This window comes from Lutibacter sp., assembly GCF_021647475.1.
In the GTDB taxonomy this organism is placed as follows: Bacteria; Bacteroidota; Bacteroidia; order Flavobacteriales; family Flavobacteriaceae; genus Lutibacter.
Map to the genome: position 1 here is coordinate 56,224 of NZ_JAKIUR010000010.1, position 17,820 is coordinate 74,043.

10 protein-coding genes are annotated in these 17,820 nt (G+C 29.9%); 9 read left to right on the plus strand and 1 reads right to left on the minus strand.

The window, feature by feature from the left end; translation table 11 throughout:
• Position 1: 1 nt before the first annotated feature.
• A complete protein-coding gene (gene nagB, locus L3J60_RS04065; RefSeq protein WP_291974212.1) occupies positions 2-1,930 on the minus strand; it encodes a glucosamine-6-phosphate deaminase in 1,929 nt (642 codons plus the stop codon).
• Positions 1,931-2,151: 221 nt separating this feature from the next.
• Between nagB and L3J60_RS04070 the strand changes: the two genes are divergently transcribed.
• The 9 genes from L3J60_RS04070 to L3J60_RS04110 all read left to right on the plus strand — a co-directional run bounded on the left by L3J60_RS04070 (position 2,152) and on the right by L3J60_RS04110 (position 17,592).
• The gene (locus tag L3J60_RS04070) at positions 2,152-2,901 is read left to right on the plus strand and encodes a DeoR/GlpR family DNA-binding transcription regulator (protein ID WP_291974213.1); all 750 of its coding nucleotides are present in this window, start codon (positions 2,152-2,154) and stop codon (positions 2,899-2,901) included.
• 134 nt (positions 2,902-3,035) lie between these two features.
• Entirely contained in the window at positions 3,036-5,978 is a 2,943-nt protein-coding gene (locus L3J60_RS04075; protein ID WP_291974214.1) for a SusC/RagA family TonB-linked outer membrane protein, read from the plus strand.
• An 11-nt stretch (positions 5,979-5,989) separates the two neighbouring features.
• Complete coding sequence (locus L3J60_RS04080; protein ID WP_291974215.1) at positions 5,990-7,315, plus strand: RagB/SusD family nutrient uptake outer membrane protein; 1,326 nt, start codon at positions 5,990-5,992, stop codon at positions 7,313-7,315.
• A gap of 84 nt (positions 7,316-7,399) precedes the next feature.
• Entirely contained in the window at positions 7,400-8,854 is a 1,455-nt protein-coding gene (locus tag L3J60_RS04085; RefSeq protein WP_291974216.1) for a sodium:solute symporter, read from the plus strand.
• Positions 8,847-9,668, plus strand: coding sequence for an N-acetylmuramic acid 6-phosphate etherase (gene murQ, locus L3J60_RS04090; RefSeq protein ID WP_291974217.1), 822 nt, complete (start codon positions 8,847-8,849; stop codon positions 9,666-9,668). The genes L3J60_RS04085 and murQ overlap by 8 nt, the downstream gene beginning before the upstream one ends.
• Before the next feature lie 10 nt (positions 9,669-9,678).
• Positions 9,679-10,734 carry an anhydro-N-acetylmuramic acid kinase gene (locus L3J60_RS04095; protein ID WP_366836812.1) on the plus strand — a complete coding sequence of 352 codons (1,056 nt, stop codon included), beginning with the start codon at positions 9,679-9,681 and terminating at the stop codon, positions 10,732-10,734.
• Between the two features lie 19 nt (positions 10,735-10,753).
• A complete protein-coding gene (locus L3J60_RS04100) occupies positions 10,754-13,654 on the plus strand; it encodes an FAD-binding and (Fe-S)-binding domain-containing protein (protein ID WP_291974219.1) in 2,901 nt (966 codons plus the stop codon).
• A complete protein-coding gene (locus tag L3J60_RS04105) occupies positions 13,651-14,664 on the plus strand; it encodes a dipeptide epimerase (RefSeq protein WP_291974220.1) in 1,014 nt (337 codons plus the stop codon). Before L3J60_RS04100 ends, L3J60_RS04105 begins: the two co-directional genes overlap by 4 nt.
• A 12-nt stretch (positions 14,665-14,676) precedes the next feature.
• On the plus strand, positions 14,677-17,592 hold the full coding sequence (locus L3J60_RS04110) for a glycoside hydrolase family 3 N-terminal domain-containing protein (protein WP_291974221.1): 2,916 nt from the start codon (positions 14,677-14,679) through the stop codon (positions 17,590-17,592).
• The last annotated feature ends 228 nt before the right edge of the window (positions 17,593-17,820 follow it).

Below are 17,820 nucleotides of genomic sequence, written 5' to 3' on the forward strand. Positions count from 1 at the left end.
ATTAAATATAATATCTTTTAAAAGCTTCAATAGCTGCATAATCTGCCAAACCTAATGCGTTATATTTTTTAGCAGTTAATTCATTTCTATCTTCTACTCTAACCCAAAACTCTCTATAATCATCTCCTTTAAACATTACACCATCTTTTTGGGATTGATGATAAAAAATAGCGTGTCTTTTTTTTATTACTTGATCAGGACTTAAAGGAACAGCCATATCTATTTCATAGGTTTCCCACTCAAGCCACGCACCTCTATACAACCATACCCGACAATCATTAATATACGATTTAGATTTTAAGGTTTCTAAAGCCAAAAATAAAACATTTAAACAAACTTCATGAGTTCCATGAGGATCTGCTAAATCTCCAGCAGCAAATATTTGGTGAGGTTTTATTTCATCAATAATATTACACATAATATCTAAATCATTTTTAGATAATTTATTCTTAATAATATTTCCTGTTTCGTAAAAAGGAAGATTTAAAAAGTGTACTTGATTATCTGGTAAACCCAAATAACGTGTCGCAGCTATTGATTCGTGTTTTCTAATATCTCCTTTTAATTTTCTAACTTCAATAGTATCAATATTATTTGGTTTTTTATTCTTAATTAGATTAATAATATTTTGAACGCTACTTGACGAATTTAAATTTTCACTTACTTCAGCAAATTTTAGTGCTTCTTCATCAGAAACTGCAATATTACCCGATGTTTGATATACAATATGAACTTCATGTCCTTGCTCAACTAACCTATCAAAAGTACCACCCATAGAAATTACATCATCATCTGGGTGAGGACTAAAAATAATAATTCTTTTTTTTGCAGGCTGAGCTCGTTCTGGTCTATTTGTATCATCTGCATTAGGTTTTCCTCCAGGCCACCCTGTAATAGTATGTTGTAAAATATTAAACATCTTAATATTTAAATCATATGCGGTACCTTCTTCCATCAACAAACCAGACATTCCATTATTATTATAATCCTTATCCGTTAATTTAAGTATAGATTTCCCTAATTTTTCACTTAACCAAACTACTGCTTTTCGTTTTAAATTATTTGTCCATGCACATGAGGTTACTAACCAAGGAGTTTTAATCCGAGTCAATTCTGAAGCTGCTTGTGCATCTAAAACAAAAGTTGTGTTAGTATGATTTTGTAGATATGTTGCAGGAACAATAGAAGAAATTTCCCCTTCTATTGTTTTTTTTATAATATTAGCTTTATTAATACCCCAAGCCAACAATACAATTCGTTTAGCTTTACGAATTGTGCCAATTCCCATGGTAATTGCCTTTTTAGGAACATTATCAATTCCTAAAAAATCAGGTGCAGCATCAACTCTAGTAATATAATCTAAGGTAATACTCCTAGTTCCCGAGTTTAAATGAGATCCTGGTTCATTAAATCCAACATGTCCTGTTCTTCCAATTCCAAGTAACTGAAAATCTAAACCTCCTACTTCAACTATTTGCTTATCATAATCAATACAATATTGATAGAGCTCTTCACTTTTAATTTGTCCATTTGGAATGTGTATATTTTCTGGTAAAATATCAATATGATTAAATAAATGTTCATGCATAAAATAATGATAGCTTTGGATGTTTTGTTTATCCATAGGATAATATTCATCTAAGTTAAAAGTAATAACGTTATTAAAGCTTAAACCTTCTTCTCGATGCATTCTAACTAATTCTTCATATACATTAATGGGCGAAGAACCTGTTGCCAATCCTAAAATACAGAATTTGTTTTCAAGTTGTTTCTGTTTAATTAAAGTAGCAATTTCTTGAGCTACTAATATTGAAGCTAAATTAGAATCTTCAAAAACTACATTATGAATCTTTTCAAATCTTGTTTCTTCAAATTTTCCAGCTTCTTGGTATCTAATATCGTTATTAGTTAATTTTAGTTTAGATTTCATTTTTTTATCATTAATAAGAAATAATTAGGTAAAAATATAACAAAAACACTTATTAACAAGCGTTTTTATGCGTTTTTATGCTTTTTAAAATTAATTAAACTTAATAATCCCTTTAAAATGTACGGTTAACAATACAATAAGATGCACCTAATAAAATAAAACCACAAGAAAAGAAAATAAATTGCATCTTTGTAATTGATATTTCTTATAAAACATTGATTATGCTAAAAGCAGAAAGGCATCAACAAATTTTAAATAAAATTAAACTAAGTAGAAAGGTATTATCCTCCAATTTAAGCATTGAACTTAATGTTTCTGAAGATACCATACGAAGAGACCTTAATGAAATGTCAGCTAAGGGATTGATTAAAAAAGTCCATGGAGGAGCACTTCCTATAGATGCTAAAACCCTTACATATCACGAAAGAAGTAATTACAACCTAGAAGAAAAAAATATCATTGCGAAAAAAGCAGTAAACCTAATTAAAGATGGTCAAGTAATAATTATGAGTGGTAGCACAACCAACCTACAATTAGCAAAAATTATTCCATCTGATATAAATGCTACAATTTACACCTACAGCCTCCCAATTGCACTTCAACTTACTGAACATCCTTCCATTGAGATTATATTTATTGGTGGAAAATTACATAAACAAGCACAAGTTACCATAGGCTTAGATGTAGTGTCTTCAATATCACAATTAAGAGCCGACTTATGCTTTATGGGAACTGGAGGCATTAACATTACTAATGGAATGACAGAACCTAATTGGGAAGTTTCTCATATTAAAAAATGCATGATTGAAGCAAGTAATGAAATAATTGTACTTTGTACAAAAAATAAAATCAATAGAGTTAAACGATACCCTGTAACACCAATTAGCAAAATTAATACCATAATTACAGACGAATCTCCAGAAAATCAAATATTCAAACCTTTTATTGAAAAAGGAGTAACAATCCTTTAAACATTCATTAAACACCTATATAAATGCATTTATTTGCGTTTTTTTATGTTAAATTTTGCATTTTTTTAACAATAACTTAACGTTATTAAAAAAAAAATGGTAGTTTTGAATACTTAACATAAACCAAATACCAAATGAAAAGTATTTTTACACGCATTAATTTAATTATTGTTACTTTATTATTTTGTAGCTTAAGTGTTTTTTCTCAAGAAATTGAAATTACTGGAAAAGTAACCGACGAACAAGGCACTCCAATTGCTGGAGCTAACCTAACTATAGTTGGTAAAAAAACTGGTGCTTTAACTGATTTCGATGGAAATTACAGCATAAAAGCTAGTATAGGACAAGAATTAAAATGTTCGTATCTAGGTATGAAATCTAGTACGAAAAAAATTGAGAACCAAAATCCAGTTAATTTTAAATTAGCTGATGATTTATTAAACTTAGATGAAGTTATTGTAACAGGTACCTCTGGTATTGCTACAAAAAAACAACTAGGCTCCGCTATTTCTACAATTAGCAGTAAGGATTTAAGTCAATCTAAGGCTGTAGTTAGTATTGGTGATGCACTTCAAGGACAAATTGCAGGAGCACAAATTAACAGAAACTCTGGAAGCCCTTCAGGAGGTGTTTCCATTAGCTTAAGAGGTGCTAGTACTCTTACTGGCAATTCAAATCCATTATATATTATTGATGGGGTAATTATAAATAATAGTTCTTCAACTTTAATTAACCTTGGAGGTTACACTCAAAACAGGTTAGTTGACATTAATCCAGATGACATTGACCGCATTGAGGTACTTAAAGGGGCTGCAGCAGCAGCAATTTATGGATCAAGAGCAAGTAATGGTGTAATTCAAATTTTTACTAAAAAAGGAAAAATAGGAGAACCCAGAATTACCTATGCTACTAGTTTTAATGTTAATAATTTAAGAAAAAAAATGCCTTATAATGATGCTCAACTAAAATGGGATGGTGATACTGCAGTGCCAGCTACACGTTATGATTATCAAGATTATATATTTAATACGGCTTATGGATATGAAAACTCATTAAACATAAATGGAGGAACTGAAAAAACAAAATATAGTTTTTCTGCTTCACAATATAAAAATGGTGGTATTGTTAGAAATACAGATTTTGATAGAAAAACGTTCCGTATAAGATTAGATCAAAAATTATACGATTGGTTTTCAATGTCTGCGGGTTCATTTATATCTTTTAACAAAAGTAATGATATGCCAAATGGTAAAAACTATGGACCAATTACAAGTTTACTTTTTGCAGACAATATAAATAACATCGCTCCAGATGAGTTTGGAAACTATCCAAACATTGGATGGATGGCAAATCCAAGAGAAGCAATTGATAGAATTGATGCAACAACTAAAAACTACAGATCAATAAGTGATATTCAATTAAAATTAACACCTTTTGAAGGATTTAATTTTAATTATACTTTTGGTTATGATCATTCTAATTCAGAAGGATTAATCTATATTCCAAATGGATTTAACACGCGTCCAGATGGTTTATCTCAAAAGGTAACTATCAATTCTGATATGATTAATAGCGATATCAATATGAGTTACCAATTTCAACTATCTGATAATTTAAAATCTACTACTGGTGCGGGTTATAGTTACCAATATGAAGAAATACAGAGGTTTGGCGTTACTAATAATTCTGTACTTGCTATTGATGGTGTAATAGTAACAGATCCTGCTTCAGCCTCTGCTGGAATAGACTATAGAACTCAAGCTTCTTATTGGGGTGGATACTTACAACAAAATTTTAATTACAAAGATAAATTATTTTTAACTCTTGCCGGACGATTAGATGGAGCTTCCACATTTGGACTAGATGAACGTCAACAATTTTATTCTAAAGTAAGTACTTCTTATGCTATCTCTGACGAAGATTTTTGGAAAAACTCATTTGGTAATATATTTGATTCTTTTAAATTACGTGGAGCTTGGGGACAAGCAGGAAATTTAACAGCTTTAAGACCATACCTAATTTACACAAACTATAATAGTTCTACCTATAATGGAAATATAGGATTAATCCCTTCCACAATACAAGGCAATCCTAATCTAGCACCCGAACGACAAACTGAAACAGAGTTTGGGTTTGATACTTCTATGTTAAATAATAGATTAAGTATAGAGTTTTCTTATTATAGCCAAAAAATAGATCATTTACTTATTAATAGACCTTTATCTCCTTCAACAGGTTTTGATCAGCAATATGCAAATGTTGCAAATATGACCAATAAAGGTTTTGAGTTGTTAATTAAAGGAACACCTATTAGAAATGAGAATTTAAGTTGGTCTATTACAAGTACACTTAGTCATAATAAAAATAAAGCTACTAATGTAGAAGGATATAGACAAGGACTAGGAATGTTTGGAACCTCTGTGGCTCAAGAAGGTGAAGCCTTAGGTGTTTTTTATGGAACTTATTTTGCAACGGATGCTAACGGTGATAAATTATTAACTGATGTTGGAAAAGTACAAAAAGCATTAGGTCATTATGAAGGTAATACTCCAGTTCAAGATTATGATGTTAATGGGCAACCAACAGGAACTGTCTTAAGAAAAATTATTGGAGATCCTAATCCAAATTATACCGCATCCATTACCAATGAATTTGAATATAAAAACTTTGGTTTTAGATTTCAATGGGATATTTCTAAAGGAAATGATGTTATGAGTTGGGATAAACGTATGGGTTACCTCTTTAAAGGTGGAAAATCGACTGCTGATGAATTAAATGGTATAATTCCTAAAGGAAGTTCTGTTGCTAACTTTGGTATTTTTCAGTCTTTTATTGAAGACGGATCATATATTAAACTTAGAGAAATTGCACTTACTTACAATTTAAAATTAAATAAAAGTTATCTTAAAAATGTTAAATTTACATTAAGCGGAAATAATTTAATTTCAATTGATAACTATTGGGGATCTGATCCTGAAGTTAATACAGAAGGGCAAACCAATGGTGTTAAAGGACAAGAAATGGCAAATGTACCTATTCCTGCAGTATATAAATTGGGTGTAATCTTTAATTTTTAAATGATAGAATAATGAAAAAATTAATAAAAATATTTATAGTGGTAACTGGCATATTGTCTTTTACTGCTTGTGAAACAAATTTCAACAATGTTAATCAACCTGCAGAAGATCAGGTTTTAACAACAAAAGCAGGTTTATTAGCTGAATCTGTTGGGATGACAGAACATTTTGCAACCTCAACACTATCTCCTGTTGTTGAAATTCCAGGACTAACAACAAGAGAATTTGGAGATCTTTTAACTTTTGTTACACCAAGTGAATTAGTCGCAGGTGGTACAATGCTAAATAGCGACAACGCAGGTGTTACCCGATTATGGTCTAGATTATTAAGAGATAAGGGTATGGCAGAGTCTATATTGGCAAATGTTGATAATATTGATATGGAGCCAGGAACAAAATCAGGGCTTAGTGCTTACGCAAAATGGTTTAAAGCAATAACTTTAGGGTACTTAATTCAAAATTTTGAACAAGCACCAATAAACAATGACTTAAATGGTAATGCAATTTTTAATACAAGAGCTGAAGTTTTAGCTGAATGTATTAATTTATTAGAAAGTGCTAAAACTGAAATAGCTACAACACCTATTTCTGATGAGTTTTCTAGCTATATCCCTAATATAGATTTACCAAATGTCATCAACGCCTTTTTAGCTAGATATAATTTATTTGCAGGAAATTATACAGCTGCAATTACAGTTGCAAATGCAGTAGATTTAACTTCTATGTCTGAATGGACTTATGATGGTACTGTTGCAAGAAATCCTGTATATGATTTCGCAGTTTTTAATAATCCTGATACTAAACCTCAAGATAATTTTGGTTTAACTGGCAGTTATATTCCAGAAGTTGGAGACGGTAGAATTTCTTTTTACTTATCTCCTGTTGATGAATTCGAAACTGATTTCGGATTACATGGAGTTGACAATGCTTTAGGTTTTTTTACTTCCGCTTCAACATCAATTCCTGTTTTTTTACCAGGAGAAATGTTATTAATTAAAGCTGAAGCTTATGCACGAATTCCTGATTTACCAAATGCGGTTATTAACATAAATCTTGTTAGAGAAAAAACTGATGATGTTTACGGGGTAAACGCTGGCTTAGGAGCTTGGACTGGAGATGTAAATAGCCAATCTGACATATTAAATGAAATTTTCAAAAACAGGTCTATTGAGTTATTTATGAGTGGAATGCGCTTTGAAGACTCTAGGAGAATTCACCCAAATTTAGTAATCCCAGCGGGTGGTGATTATTTTATTGAACGTAATAGAAACTACTACCCTTATCCTTTCGATGAAAGAGAAAATAATCCTAATATTCCTGCTGACCCAAGTATCTAATTAAGTTTTATTTTAAATAGTTATAAATGGGGTTTCAAAGAAATTTGTTGCCCCATTTTTTAAATTATTAACCTATAAATTTTAATGAACCCAGTTCTAATTTTATTCATTTTAATAGCCTACTTTGGGCTATTACTCTTAATTTCCTATTTCACCTCATTAAATAGAAGCGAAAATTCATTTTTTACAGGTGATAGAAAATCTCCTTGGCAATTAGTGGCCTTTGGAATGGTTGGTGCAGCTTTATCTGGTGTTACTTTTGTATCTATTCCAGGAATGGTTGCTAACAATTATTTCTATTATTTACAATTTGTTTTTGGAAATATTGTTGGATATATATTTATTACCTATGTACTTATTCCCATATATTATAAGTTAAAATTAGTATCAATTTATTCGTACTTAAATACACGTTTTGGAATAAAAACTTACAAAACAGGTTCGCTATTTTTTTTAATATCACAGTCATTTGGAGCTGCTTTAAGATTATTACTTGCAGCAAAAATTTTGCAATATGCATTTTTTGATGCTTTTAACATCCCATTTTACGTAAGTGTTATTATAATTTTGGCTTTAATATGGCTATATACTAATAAATCAGGAATAAAAACTATTGTTTGGACAGATACACTTCAAACATTCTTTTTAATATTAGCAGCTATAGTAGCTATTTATGCTGTAAAAAATGCATTAAATTTAACTTTTTCAGAAACCATTACATCAATAACACATCATAAATATTTTAAAATATTTAATTGGAATTTTAATTCTGGGAGTAACTTTTTTAAACAATTTATTTCAGGAATATTAATTGCTGTTGCCATGATAGGATTAGATCAAAATATGATGCAAAAAACCCTAACCTGTAAAAACAAAAAAGAAGCACAAAATAATTTATTAACATTTAGTTTTATTTTAGCCATAACTCAATTTTTATTTTTAGGATTAGGAATTATGTTATACTTATATGCCGAAAAATTTGGTATAAAATTAGAAATAGAAAACGGAAAATTCATAAATACAGATGCTCTATTCCCAATGTTAGCTTTAAACCATTTTGGAACCATAGCCAGCATTAGTTTTATTTTAGGAATAACAGCAGCTTCTTTTTCAAGTGCAGACTCTGCAATAACAGCTTTAACAACATCTTTTACTTATGATTTTTTAGCTATTGAACATAAAAATCCAAAAGAAAAAAATCGTTTAAAAAATATAGTTTTATTTGGGTTTTCAGTAGTTATATTTTTAATTATAATGGCATTTTCACACAGTAAAGGAGATGTTATTTCAACAATATTTAAAGTTGCAGGATATACTTATGGTCCATTATTGGGACTTTATTTATTTGGAATTTTTACTAAAATAAAAATTAGAGATGCAGCTGTTCCATACATTTGCATTTTAATGCCACTTCTAACCTATTTCTTAAATTACCTATTTATAACCCTATTCTCATTTGATTTAGGATTTATGAATATATTAGTAAACGCACTATTAACAATTTTAAGTTTAATAATTGTAAAACAACAACATGAATAATAAACCAACTACCGAACAGGCTTCTAACTATAATAACCTAGAAAAAATGAGTACCTTAGAGTTACTCACAAATATAAATGCTGAAGATAAAACGGTACCTAATACCATTAAAAAAGTTATTCCTTCTATTGAAAAATTAGTGAATACCATTTACTCTAAAATGAAAGATGGTGGCAGACTATTTTATATTGGTGCAGGAACAAGTGGAAGACTTGGTGTATTAGACGCCTCTGAATGCCCTCCAACTTATGGAGTTTCAGACGATTGGGTTATAGGCCTTATTGCTGGAGGTGATGGTGCTCTTAGAAAAGCAGTTGAAAACGCTGAAGATGATACAACCCTAGCTTGGAAAGATTTACAAAATTATAATATTACAGATAAAGATGTTTTAGTTGGTATTGCAGCATCAGGAACAACTCCTTATGTTATTGGAGCACTTAAAGAAGCTAAAAAACATAAAATTAATACAGCATGTATTGTGTGTAATGAAAATAGTCCTTTATCTTTAGTTGCTGATTTTCCTATAGAAGTAATTGTAGGTCCTGAATTTGTTACAGGAAGCACAAGAATGAAAGCTGGAACTGCACAAAAATTAGTTTTAAATATGATTTCTACTTCAGTAATGATTAAACTAGGAAGAGTAAAAGGTAATAAAATGGTACACATGCAATTAAACAATAACAAGCTAGTAAACCGAGGGACTTTAATGCTTATGGATGAGCTTCATATTGATCAAAATTTAGCATCAACCCTACTAGAAGAACACAAAAGTGTTAAAAATGTATTAGATTACTACAAAGGGAAATTTATATAACATGAAGCAAATGAGCAAATATATAATTGGTGTAATGAGTGGAACTTCCTTAGACGGAATTGATATGGCTTATGTAAAAATCAATCACAACAACAACTATACTTTTGAAATTTTAAAGGCGACAACTGCCACTTATAGTAAAGACTGGAAATCTACTTTAAAAAATGGTTTCCACTTATCAGGTGAAAAACTCACAAAATTAGATGCAGATTATGGTATGCATTTAGGAAAAATCATTTTAAATTTTATTCAAAAAAATAAAATTACCAAAATCGATTTTATAGCTTCTCACGGACATACAATTTACCATAATCCTGCAAAAAATTACACACTTCAAATAGGAAATGGTCCTCAAATAACTGCTATTACAGGCTTAAAAACCATTTGTAATTTTAGAGTACAAGACATTGCACTTGGCGGTCAAGGTGCTCCTTTAGTTCCTATTGGTGATAAACTTTTATTTTCTAACTATGATTATTGCCTAAATTTAGGTGGATTTTCCAACATCTCATTCAATGAAAACAACCAACGAATTGCCTTTGATATTTGCCCTGTAAATATTGTGTTAAATCATTATGTAGCACCATTAAATATGGAGTATGATGATAAAGGTGAAATTGCATCTAGTGGAAAGTTAAATGAAAAACTACTTGATGAACTTAATGATTTAGAGTTCTATAATGACACAAAACCAAAATCTTTGGGATACGAATTTGTTGTAGAAATCATTTTTCCAATAATTGATAAATACAACCTTGAAATCAACGATATTTTAAGAACTTTTGTTGAACACATAGCCATACAAATTGCGAAAAAAATAGCATCAAACTCAGAAAAAACAGTATTGATTGCCGGAGGAGGAGCTTACAACACATTTCTTATTAATCGCATTCAATCCTACACAAAAACTCAATTGATAATTCCTGAAGATACTATTATAAATTACAAAGAGGCTTTAGTTTTTGCATTATTAGGTTTTTTAAAAGATGAAGGACAAATTAATTGCCTAAAAAGTGTTACTGGAGCAAAGAAAGACCATAGTAGTGGCGTTACTTATAATCCTTAATAAATTAAATTTTTGAAAATTGGATTTACAAAATCTTAAAAAATTAATAGCTGGCGAAGTACATTTTGATGCACTACATAAAAGTATCTATACTACTGACGCATCTGTGTATAGAAAAATTCCCTTAGGTGTTGTTTATCCTAAAAATAACGCCGATTTAAAAATACTCATTCAATTTGCTACTAAAAATAAAATCACTTTAATTCCACGAGCTGCGGGAACTTCATTAGCTGGACAATGTGTCGGAGATGGATTAATTATAGATATATCCAAACATTTTACTAAAATAATAGCTTTTAATGAAAGGAATAAAACCGTTACCCTTCAGCCTGGTGTTATTAGAGATGAACTTAATCTCTTTTTAAAACCATACGGATTATTTTTTAGCCCAAATACTTCAACAAGTAATAGGTGCATGATTGGTGGAATGGTTGGCAATAATTCATGTGGCACAACCTCTATAAAATACGGCGTTACACGCGATAAAATTATTGAATTAAAAACCATTTTAAGTGATGGATCTGAAGCTGTATTTAAAGAACTAAACGTTTCTGAATTCAATCAAAAAAAAGCAGGAAACTCTTTAGAAAGTACTATTTACAATTCTATTTTTAATGAATTATCAAATAAAGAAACTCAACAAGAAATTATAAAGGAATTTCCTAAAAAAAGTATTCACCGAAGAAATAATGGTTATGCGGTAGATGAATTATTAAAATTTGAACTTTTTGGAGGTGAAAACAAAAGTATAAATGTTGCAAAATTACTAGCTGGAAGTGAAGGAACTTTGGCTTTTACCACTGAAATAACCTTGCATTTAGATAATTTGCCTCCAGCTAAAAATATAATGGTTGCGGCTCATTTTAATAGTGTTAAAGAAAGTTTAGAAGCGGTGGTTATTGCTATGAATCACAACTTATACACTTGTGAATTAATGGATAAAACCATTTTAGATTGTACCAAAAACAATAGAGAACAATTAAAAAACAGATTTTTTGTAGAAGGCGATCCTAAAGCAATTTTAATGCTTGAAATTTGTACAAATTCAACTAAAGAATCTCGTGATTTAGCAGATAAATTAATTTCAGATTTAGAAGCACATAAACTAGGTTATGCGTTCCCAAAATTAGAAAATAACGACATCACTAAAGCATTAAATTTACGTAAAGCTGGTTTAGGTTTATTGGGTAATATTATTGGTGATAAAAAAGCTGTGGCTTGTATTGAAGATACGGCTGTGGATGTTGACGTCCTTCCAGATTACATTTCTGAATTTACCAAAATGATGGATGATTTCGGACAAGAAGCGGTGTATTATGCTCATGCAGGTGCTGGGGAAATTCATTTACGCCCCATTTTAAATCTTAAGAAAAAAGAAGATGTAGTTTTATTTAGAGAAATTACTACTGAAACAGCTCAATTAGTAAAAAAATATGGAGGTTCCTTTAGCGGTGAACACGGCGATGGAATTGTAAGAGCAGAATTTATTCCTTTAATGATTGGGGAAAAAAATTATGAGCTCCTAAAGCGAATTAAAAACACTTTTGATCCAAATAACATATTTAATAAAGGTAAAATTGTAGATGCATTTTTAATGGATGAAAATCTACGATATAAAATTGATAGAATTGAGCCTGAAATTGATACTATTCAAGATTTCTCTGATAGTTTAGGAATTCTTAGAGCAGCTGAAAAATGCAACGGCTCAGGTGATTGCAGAAAACCAATTTCTGCCGGTGGAACCATGTGTCCGAGTTACCGAGCAACTAAAAATGAAAAAGACACAACAAGAGCAAGAGCAAACACCTTACGTGAATTTTTAACTAATTCAACCCAAGAAAATAGATTCAATCACAAAGAATTGTATGATGTTTTCGACTTGTGTTTAAGTTGTAAAGCCTGTGCAAGTGAATGCCCAAGTAATGTAGATGTTGCCGCTTTAAAAGCCGAATTTTTACATCAATATTACAAAGAAAATGGTGTTCCGTTTAGAACTAGTATGTTTGCCAACAATGTAAAATGGAATAAATTGGGTAGCCTCACTCCTAGTTTTACTAATTTGGTGCTAAACACAAAACTTACTAAAAAAATAATGGGAATTGCAACTGAAAGAAGCATTCCAAAATTGGCTAAAACAACTTTTTATAATTGGTATAAAAAGAATAAAAATCGCTTATTAAATCAGCCTAATAAATTTGGTGAAGTATTTCTTTTTATGGATGAATTTACCAATTATTACGATGCAAATATTGGTATTGATACTATTGAATTATTAACAGCTTTAGGCTACAAAGTAAACATAACCCAACATGAAGAAAGTGGACGAAGTTTTATTTCAAAAGGAATTTTAGATAAAGCTAAAGAAAAAGCCAATTTTAATGTAAACTTTTTCAAAAATATTGTTTCAAAAAAAAGACCTTTAGTTGGTATTGAACCTTCCGCCATTTTAACTTTTAGAGATGAATATCTAAGACTGGCTGACGACAAAAAAGCAGCAAAAGAAATTGCTAAAAACACTTTTACCATTGAAGAGTTTATAAAACAAGAATTCAAAAAAAATAACATTTCAACTTCAAGTTTTACAACAGAAAGCAAAACATTAAAAATTCACGGACATTGTCAGCAAAAATCATTGAGTGGCACTGAGCCTACATTTCAAATGCTTTCTATTCCTGAAAATTACAAAGTAAGTATTATCAACTCCGGATGCTGTGGTATGGCAGGTTCATTTGGATATGAAAAAGAGCATTATGAGTTGAGTATGAAAATTGGAGAAGACACCTTATTCCCAAAAATTAGAAATACAAATAAAAATACCGTTATTGCAGCTTCAGGAACTAGTTGCAGACATCAAATCAAAGATGGAACTAAAAGGGTTTCTAAACATCCTGTTTCTATTTTAAGAGAAGCATTAAGATGAAATTAAAACTAAAAACATTTAAATTACAATTAAAACATCCTTTTACAATTTCAAGGGGAACTAGAACTGAAATTCCATCAATAATAGTAACGCTTCAAGAAGATGGGGTCTCTGGTTTTGGCGAAGCTACGGCAAATCCTTATTATCATACAACTGTTGCACAATTTGAAGAAGAACTAATTCAAAAAAAAGCAGTTATAGAAATTTCTACTAACAAAACACCTGAAGAATTTTGGGAGTATTTATATCCTCATTTCAAAAGCAACATGTTTATATTGTGTGCTTTAGATGAAGCTTACACTGATTTATATACACGTAAAAAAGAAATAAAATTATATGAATATTGGAATTTAAAACTTAATAAATCATTACAATCTAGTTATACCATTGGAATTGATTCTATAGAAAATATGGTTTTAAAAATGAAAGAAATGCCTTGGCCAATTTATAAAATTAAGTTGGGTACAAAAAACGATATTCAAATAGTTACCGAATTAAGAAAACACTCAAATTCAATTTTTAGAATTGATGCTAATTGTGGATGGACCGTTAATGAAACCATTAAAAATTCAGTGGAATTACAAAAATTAGGTGTTGAATTTATTGAACAACCGCTTCCTGCAGAAAACTGGAAAGGTGCAAAAATAGTATTAGAAAATTCGTATTTACCTATAATTGCAGATGAAAGTTGTATTAAAGAAAACGATATTGAAAAATGTTTACATTATTTTCACGGTGTAAATATAAAATTAATGAAATGTGGAGGAATAACTCCAGCCAAAAGAATGATTAAAAAAGCCAAATCTTTAGGTTTAAAAACCATGGTTGGCTGTATGACAGAATCTTCCGTCGGAATTTCAGCAATTGCACATTTAACTCCAATGCTTGATTATGTTGATATGGATGGTGCAATGTTATTAAAAAAAGACATTGCCGAAGGTGTAAAATTAAAAAATGGAAAAATCCTGTTTTCAAGTTTAAACGGAACTGGAGCTATATTAAAAAATTAAATTTATTATATAATGAAAAAATTACTCCTTATCACAGGCTTTTTAACACTTTCATTAAGCTATGGACAACAAAAGAATCCGTTACTTTCTTCCGATGCTATAAACCAAAAAATATGGGTAGATAGTATTATGAAATCATTGACTCTAAATGAAAAAATAGGGCAACTTTACATGGTTCAGGCTTATTCCAATAAAGATAAAAAGCATACAAATTATATAAAACGATTAATAAGAAAATACCATATTGGTGGTCTTATTTTTATGCAAGGAACTGCAGAAAAGCAGGCAAAATTAACAACTATTTTTCAAAAAAAATCAAAAATTCCTTTACTCATAGGGTTTGATGGAGAATGGGGTTTAAATATGCGTTTAAAAAATACATTTCGTTATCCATGGAATATGACCTTAGGAGCAATTCAAAATAACCTATTAATTGAGCAAGTTGGCAAACAAATTGGCAAACAATGTAAAAGAATTGGAATCAATGTCAATTTTGCTCCAGTTGTAGATATCAATACCAATCCTAAAAACCCAATAATTGGAAATCGGTCGTTTGGTGAAAACAAATACAATGTAACTAACAAAGCAGCGGCTTTTATCAAAGGAATGCAAAGCGAACATGTTTTGGCTAATGCTAAACATTTTCCTGGTCATGGAGATACTTCAACCGATTCACACAAAACACTTCCTTTAGTGCCGTTTGGAATTAAACGCTTGGATACTATGGAATTATATCCTTATAAAAAATTGTTTAAAACCAATTTAGCCAGTGTTATGGTTGCTCATTTAAATGTTCCTGCTTTAGAACCAGCTAAAGGTGTACCTACTTCTCTATCGCACAAAGTAGTTACCAATCTTTTAAAAGAAAAAATGGGTTTTAAAGGTCTTATTTTTACTGATGCTCTAAATATGAAAGGCGCTTCAAATTATGCTAACCCAGGAGAAATAGATTTAGCTGCTTTTAAAGCTGGTAATGATATTCTGCTAATTCCGGAAGATATTAAATCGGGTATAAAAAAAATAAAAAATGCCATTAAAAATAAATCCATAAGTATAGAAAGACTCAATAACTCTGTTAGAAAAATATTAGAAGCAAAATACTTAGTTGGGCTAAATAAATTTATTCCCATAAATCAAAATAACATTCACAAAGATATTGTAACCATTAAAGATAAATTACTTTATCGATCTTTAATAAAAGAAGCTGTTACTGTTGTAAAAAATGATGGAAGAATTTTACCAATTAAAGACTTATCAAACAATAAAATAGCCTATGTTAAATTAGGAGATTCCGATAATTATAATTTTACGAATACCTTAAAAAAATACACAAAAATTGATATTATTTCAGATAAAAATATAGAAGGTTTACTTCAGAAGTTAAAGACTTATAATACCATTATTATTGGTTTTCATAAATCAAATGAAACTCCTTGGAAAAGTTACAAAATGACTGTAAAAGAAGTTACTTGGTTAAAAGAAATATCGAAGAATCATCCAGTTATTTTAGATGTTTTTACAAGTCCTTATTCATTGTTAAACATTCCTGATTTTAGTACTATTAATGCAATTATTGTTTCTTATCAAAATAGTAAAATATCACAAGAAATTTCAGCCCAAATTATTTTTGGAGCTTTAGAATCAAAAGGAAAATTACCAGTCTCAATTAAAAATATTTTTCCTGAAGGAACAGGTTTAAGTACCACAAACTTAATGAGGCTTTCCTATGGTATTCCAGAAGAAGTTGGTTTGAGTAGTAAAGCTCTTCAAAAAATAGATTCAATTACAACAATTGTGGTTGACTCTTTAATGGCTCCTGGCGGACAAGTATTAGTTGCACGTTATGGAAAAGTAGTTTATCATAAAAGCTTTGGTTATCAAACTTATGATAAAAAACAAAAAGTAAAACTAACTGATTTATATGATTTAGCCTCAGTAACCAAAATATTAGGTGGTTTACCAATGATTATGAAAAGTGAGGAAACGGGTGTCATAAATTTAAATACTACACTTGGTGAAATGTTGCCTTACCTAAAAGGTTCAAACAAAGATACTATTACTTTAAAAGCAGCTTTATCACATGTTGCTAAAATTAAAGCTTGGATTCCTTATTATTTAAGTACAATTGATAGTATTACTACTATACCATTTCCAAACATATATAAGAACAAAAAAAGTAAGGAATTCTCAATTAAAGTGACTCAAAATTTATACCTAATTAATTCTTATACAGATACTATTTACAAAAAGATTGCAGAAGCTCCTCAACGAAAAACAGAAGGCTACAAATACAGTGGCTTAGTTTTTTACTTATTTAAAAAATATATTGAAAAAACGTATCATCAAAAAATGGAAGATGTAGATGCTGATAATTTTTACAAACCTTTGGGAACAACAACTCTAGGATATAATCCGTTAAGAAAATTTAATAAATCACAAATCGCTCCAACTGAAATTGATGATTACTTTAGGCATCAAACTTTACAAGGCGATGTACACGATATGGGAGCCGCAATGATGAATGGTGTAAGTGGCAACGCAGGACTTTTTTCAAACTCAAATGATGTAGCTAAAATAATGCAAATGTATTTACAAAAAGGTTTTTATGGAGGAAAGAGATATTTTGAGGAAAAGACTATTGATAAATTTAACCATAGATATTACGAAAAAGATAGTGTTCGAAGAGGACTTGGTTTTGATAAACCCCAATTGAATCCTGAAGTTAAAGCTTGCAGTAAATACGCTTCAAAAAGTAGTTTTGGGCACAGTGGATTTACTGGAACTTATACTTGGGTTGATCCAGAAAATGGACTTCTTTATGTATTTTTATCTAACAGAGTGTATCCTACAATGAAAAATAATAAGCTTGGTGAACAAGATATTAGAACCAAAATACTAGATTTAATTTATGAAGCAGTAATTGAATAAAATATTTAATTAACTCGTTGTGCATTTTAATTCTTTAAACATACTATTACGTTAATTCGAGAATGGCTAACGGCAAGTCAGGTAATTTTTGATAAAAAATTGTATTCTATGATTAAAACAAATAAAAACATTAAAATTTATCACTAATTTTTAAGCTGCATATTTCATAAAATCCACATAAGGTGTTTCACGATTTACAACGGCAAATATTCTTGATAAAAGTTTATT

What these genes read in the sequence shown, in the direction of transcription:
- L3J60_RS04075 (WP_291974214.1), top strand. Translation starts at nt 3,036, where the DNA reads ATGAAAAGTATTTTTACACGCATTAATTTAATTATTGTTACTTTATTA.
- L3J60_RS04095 (WP_366836812.1), top strand. Translation starts at nt 9,679, where the DNA reads ATGAGCAAATATATAATTGGTGTAATGAGTGGAACTTCCTTAGACGGA.
- L3J60_RS04085 (WP_291974216.1), top strand. Translation starts at nt 7,400, where the DNA reads ATGAACCCAGTTCTAATTTTATTCATTTTAATAGCCTACTTTGGGCTA.
- L3J60_RS04080 (WP_291974215.1), top strand. Translation starts at nt 5,990, where the DNA reads ATGAAAAAATTAATAAAAATATTTATAGTGGTAACTGGCATATTGTCT.
- L3J60_RS04070 (WP_291974213.1), top strand. Translation starts at nt 2,152, where the DNA reads ATGCTAAAAGCAGAAAGGCATCAACAAATTTTAAATAAAATTAAACTA.
- murQ (WP_291974217.1), top strand. Translation starts at nt 8,847, where the DNA reads ATGAATAATAAACCAACTACCGAACAGGCTTCTAACTATAATAACCTA.
- L3J60_RS04110 (WP_291974221.1), top strand. Translation starts at nt 14,677, where the DNA reads ATGAAAAAATTACTCCTTATCACAGGCTTTTTAACACTTTCATTAAGC.
- nagB (WP_291974212.1), bottom strand. Translation starts at nt 1,930, where the DNA reads ATGAAATCTAAACTAAAATTAACTAATAACGATATTAGATACCAAGAA.
- L3J60_RS04105 (WP_291974220.1), top strand. Translation starts at nt 13,651, where the DNA reads ATGAAATTAAAACTAAAAACATTTAAATTACAATTAAAACATCCTTTT.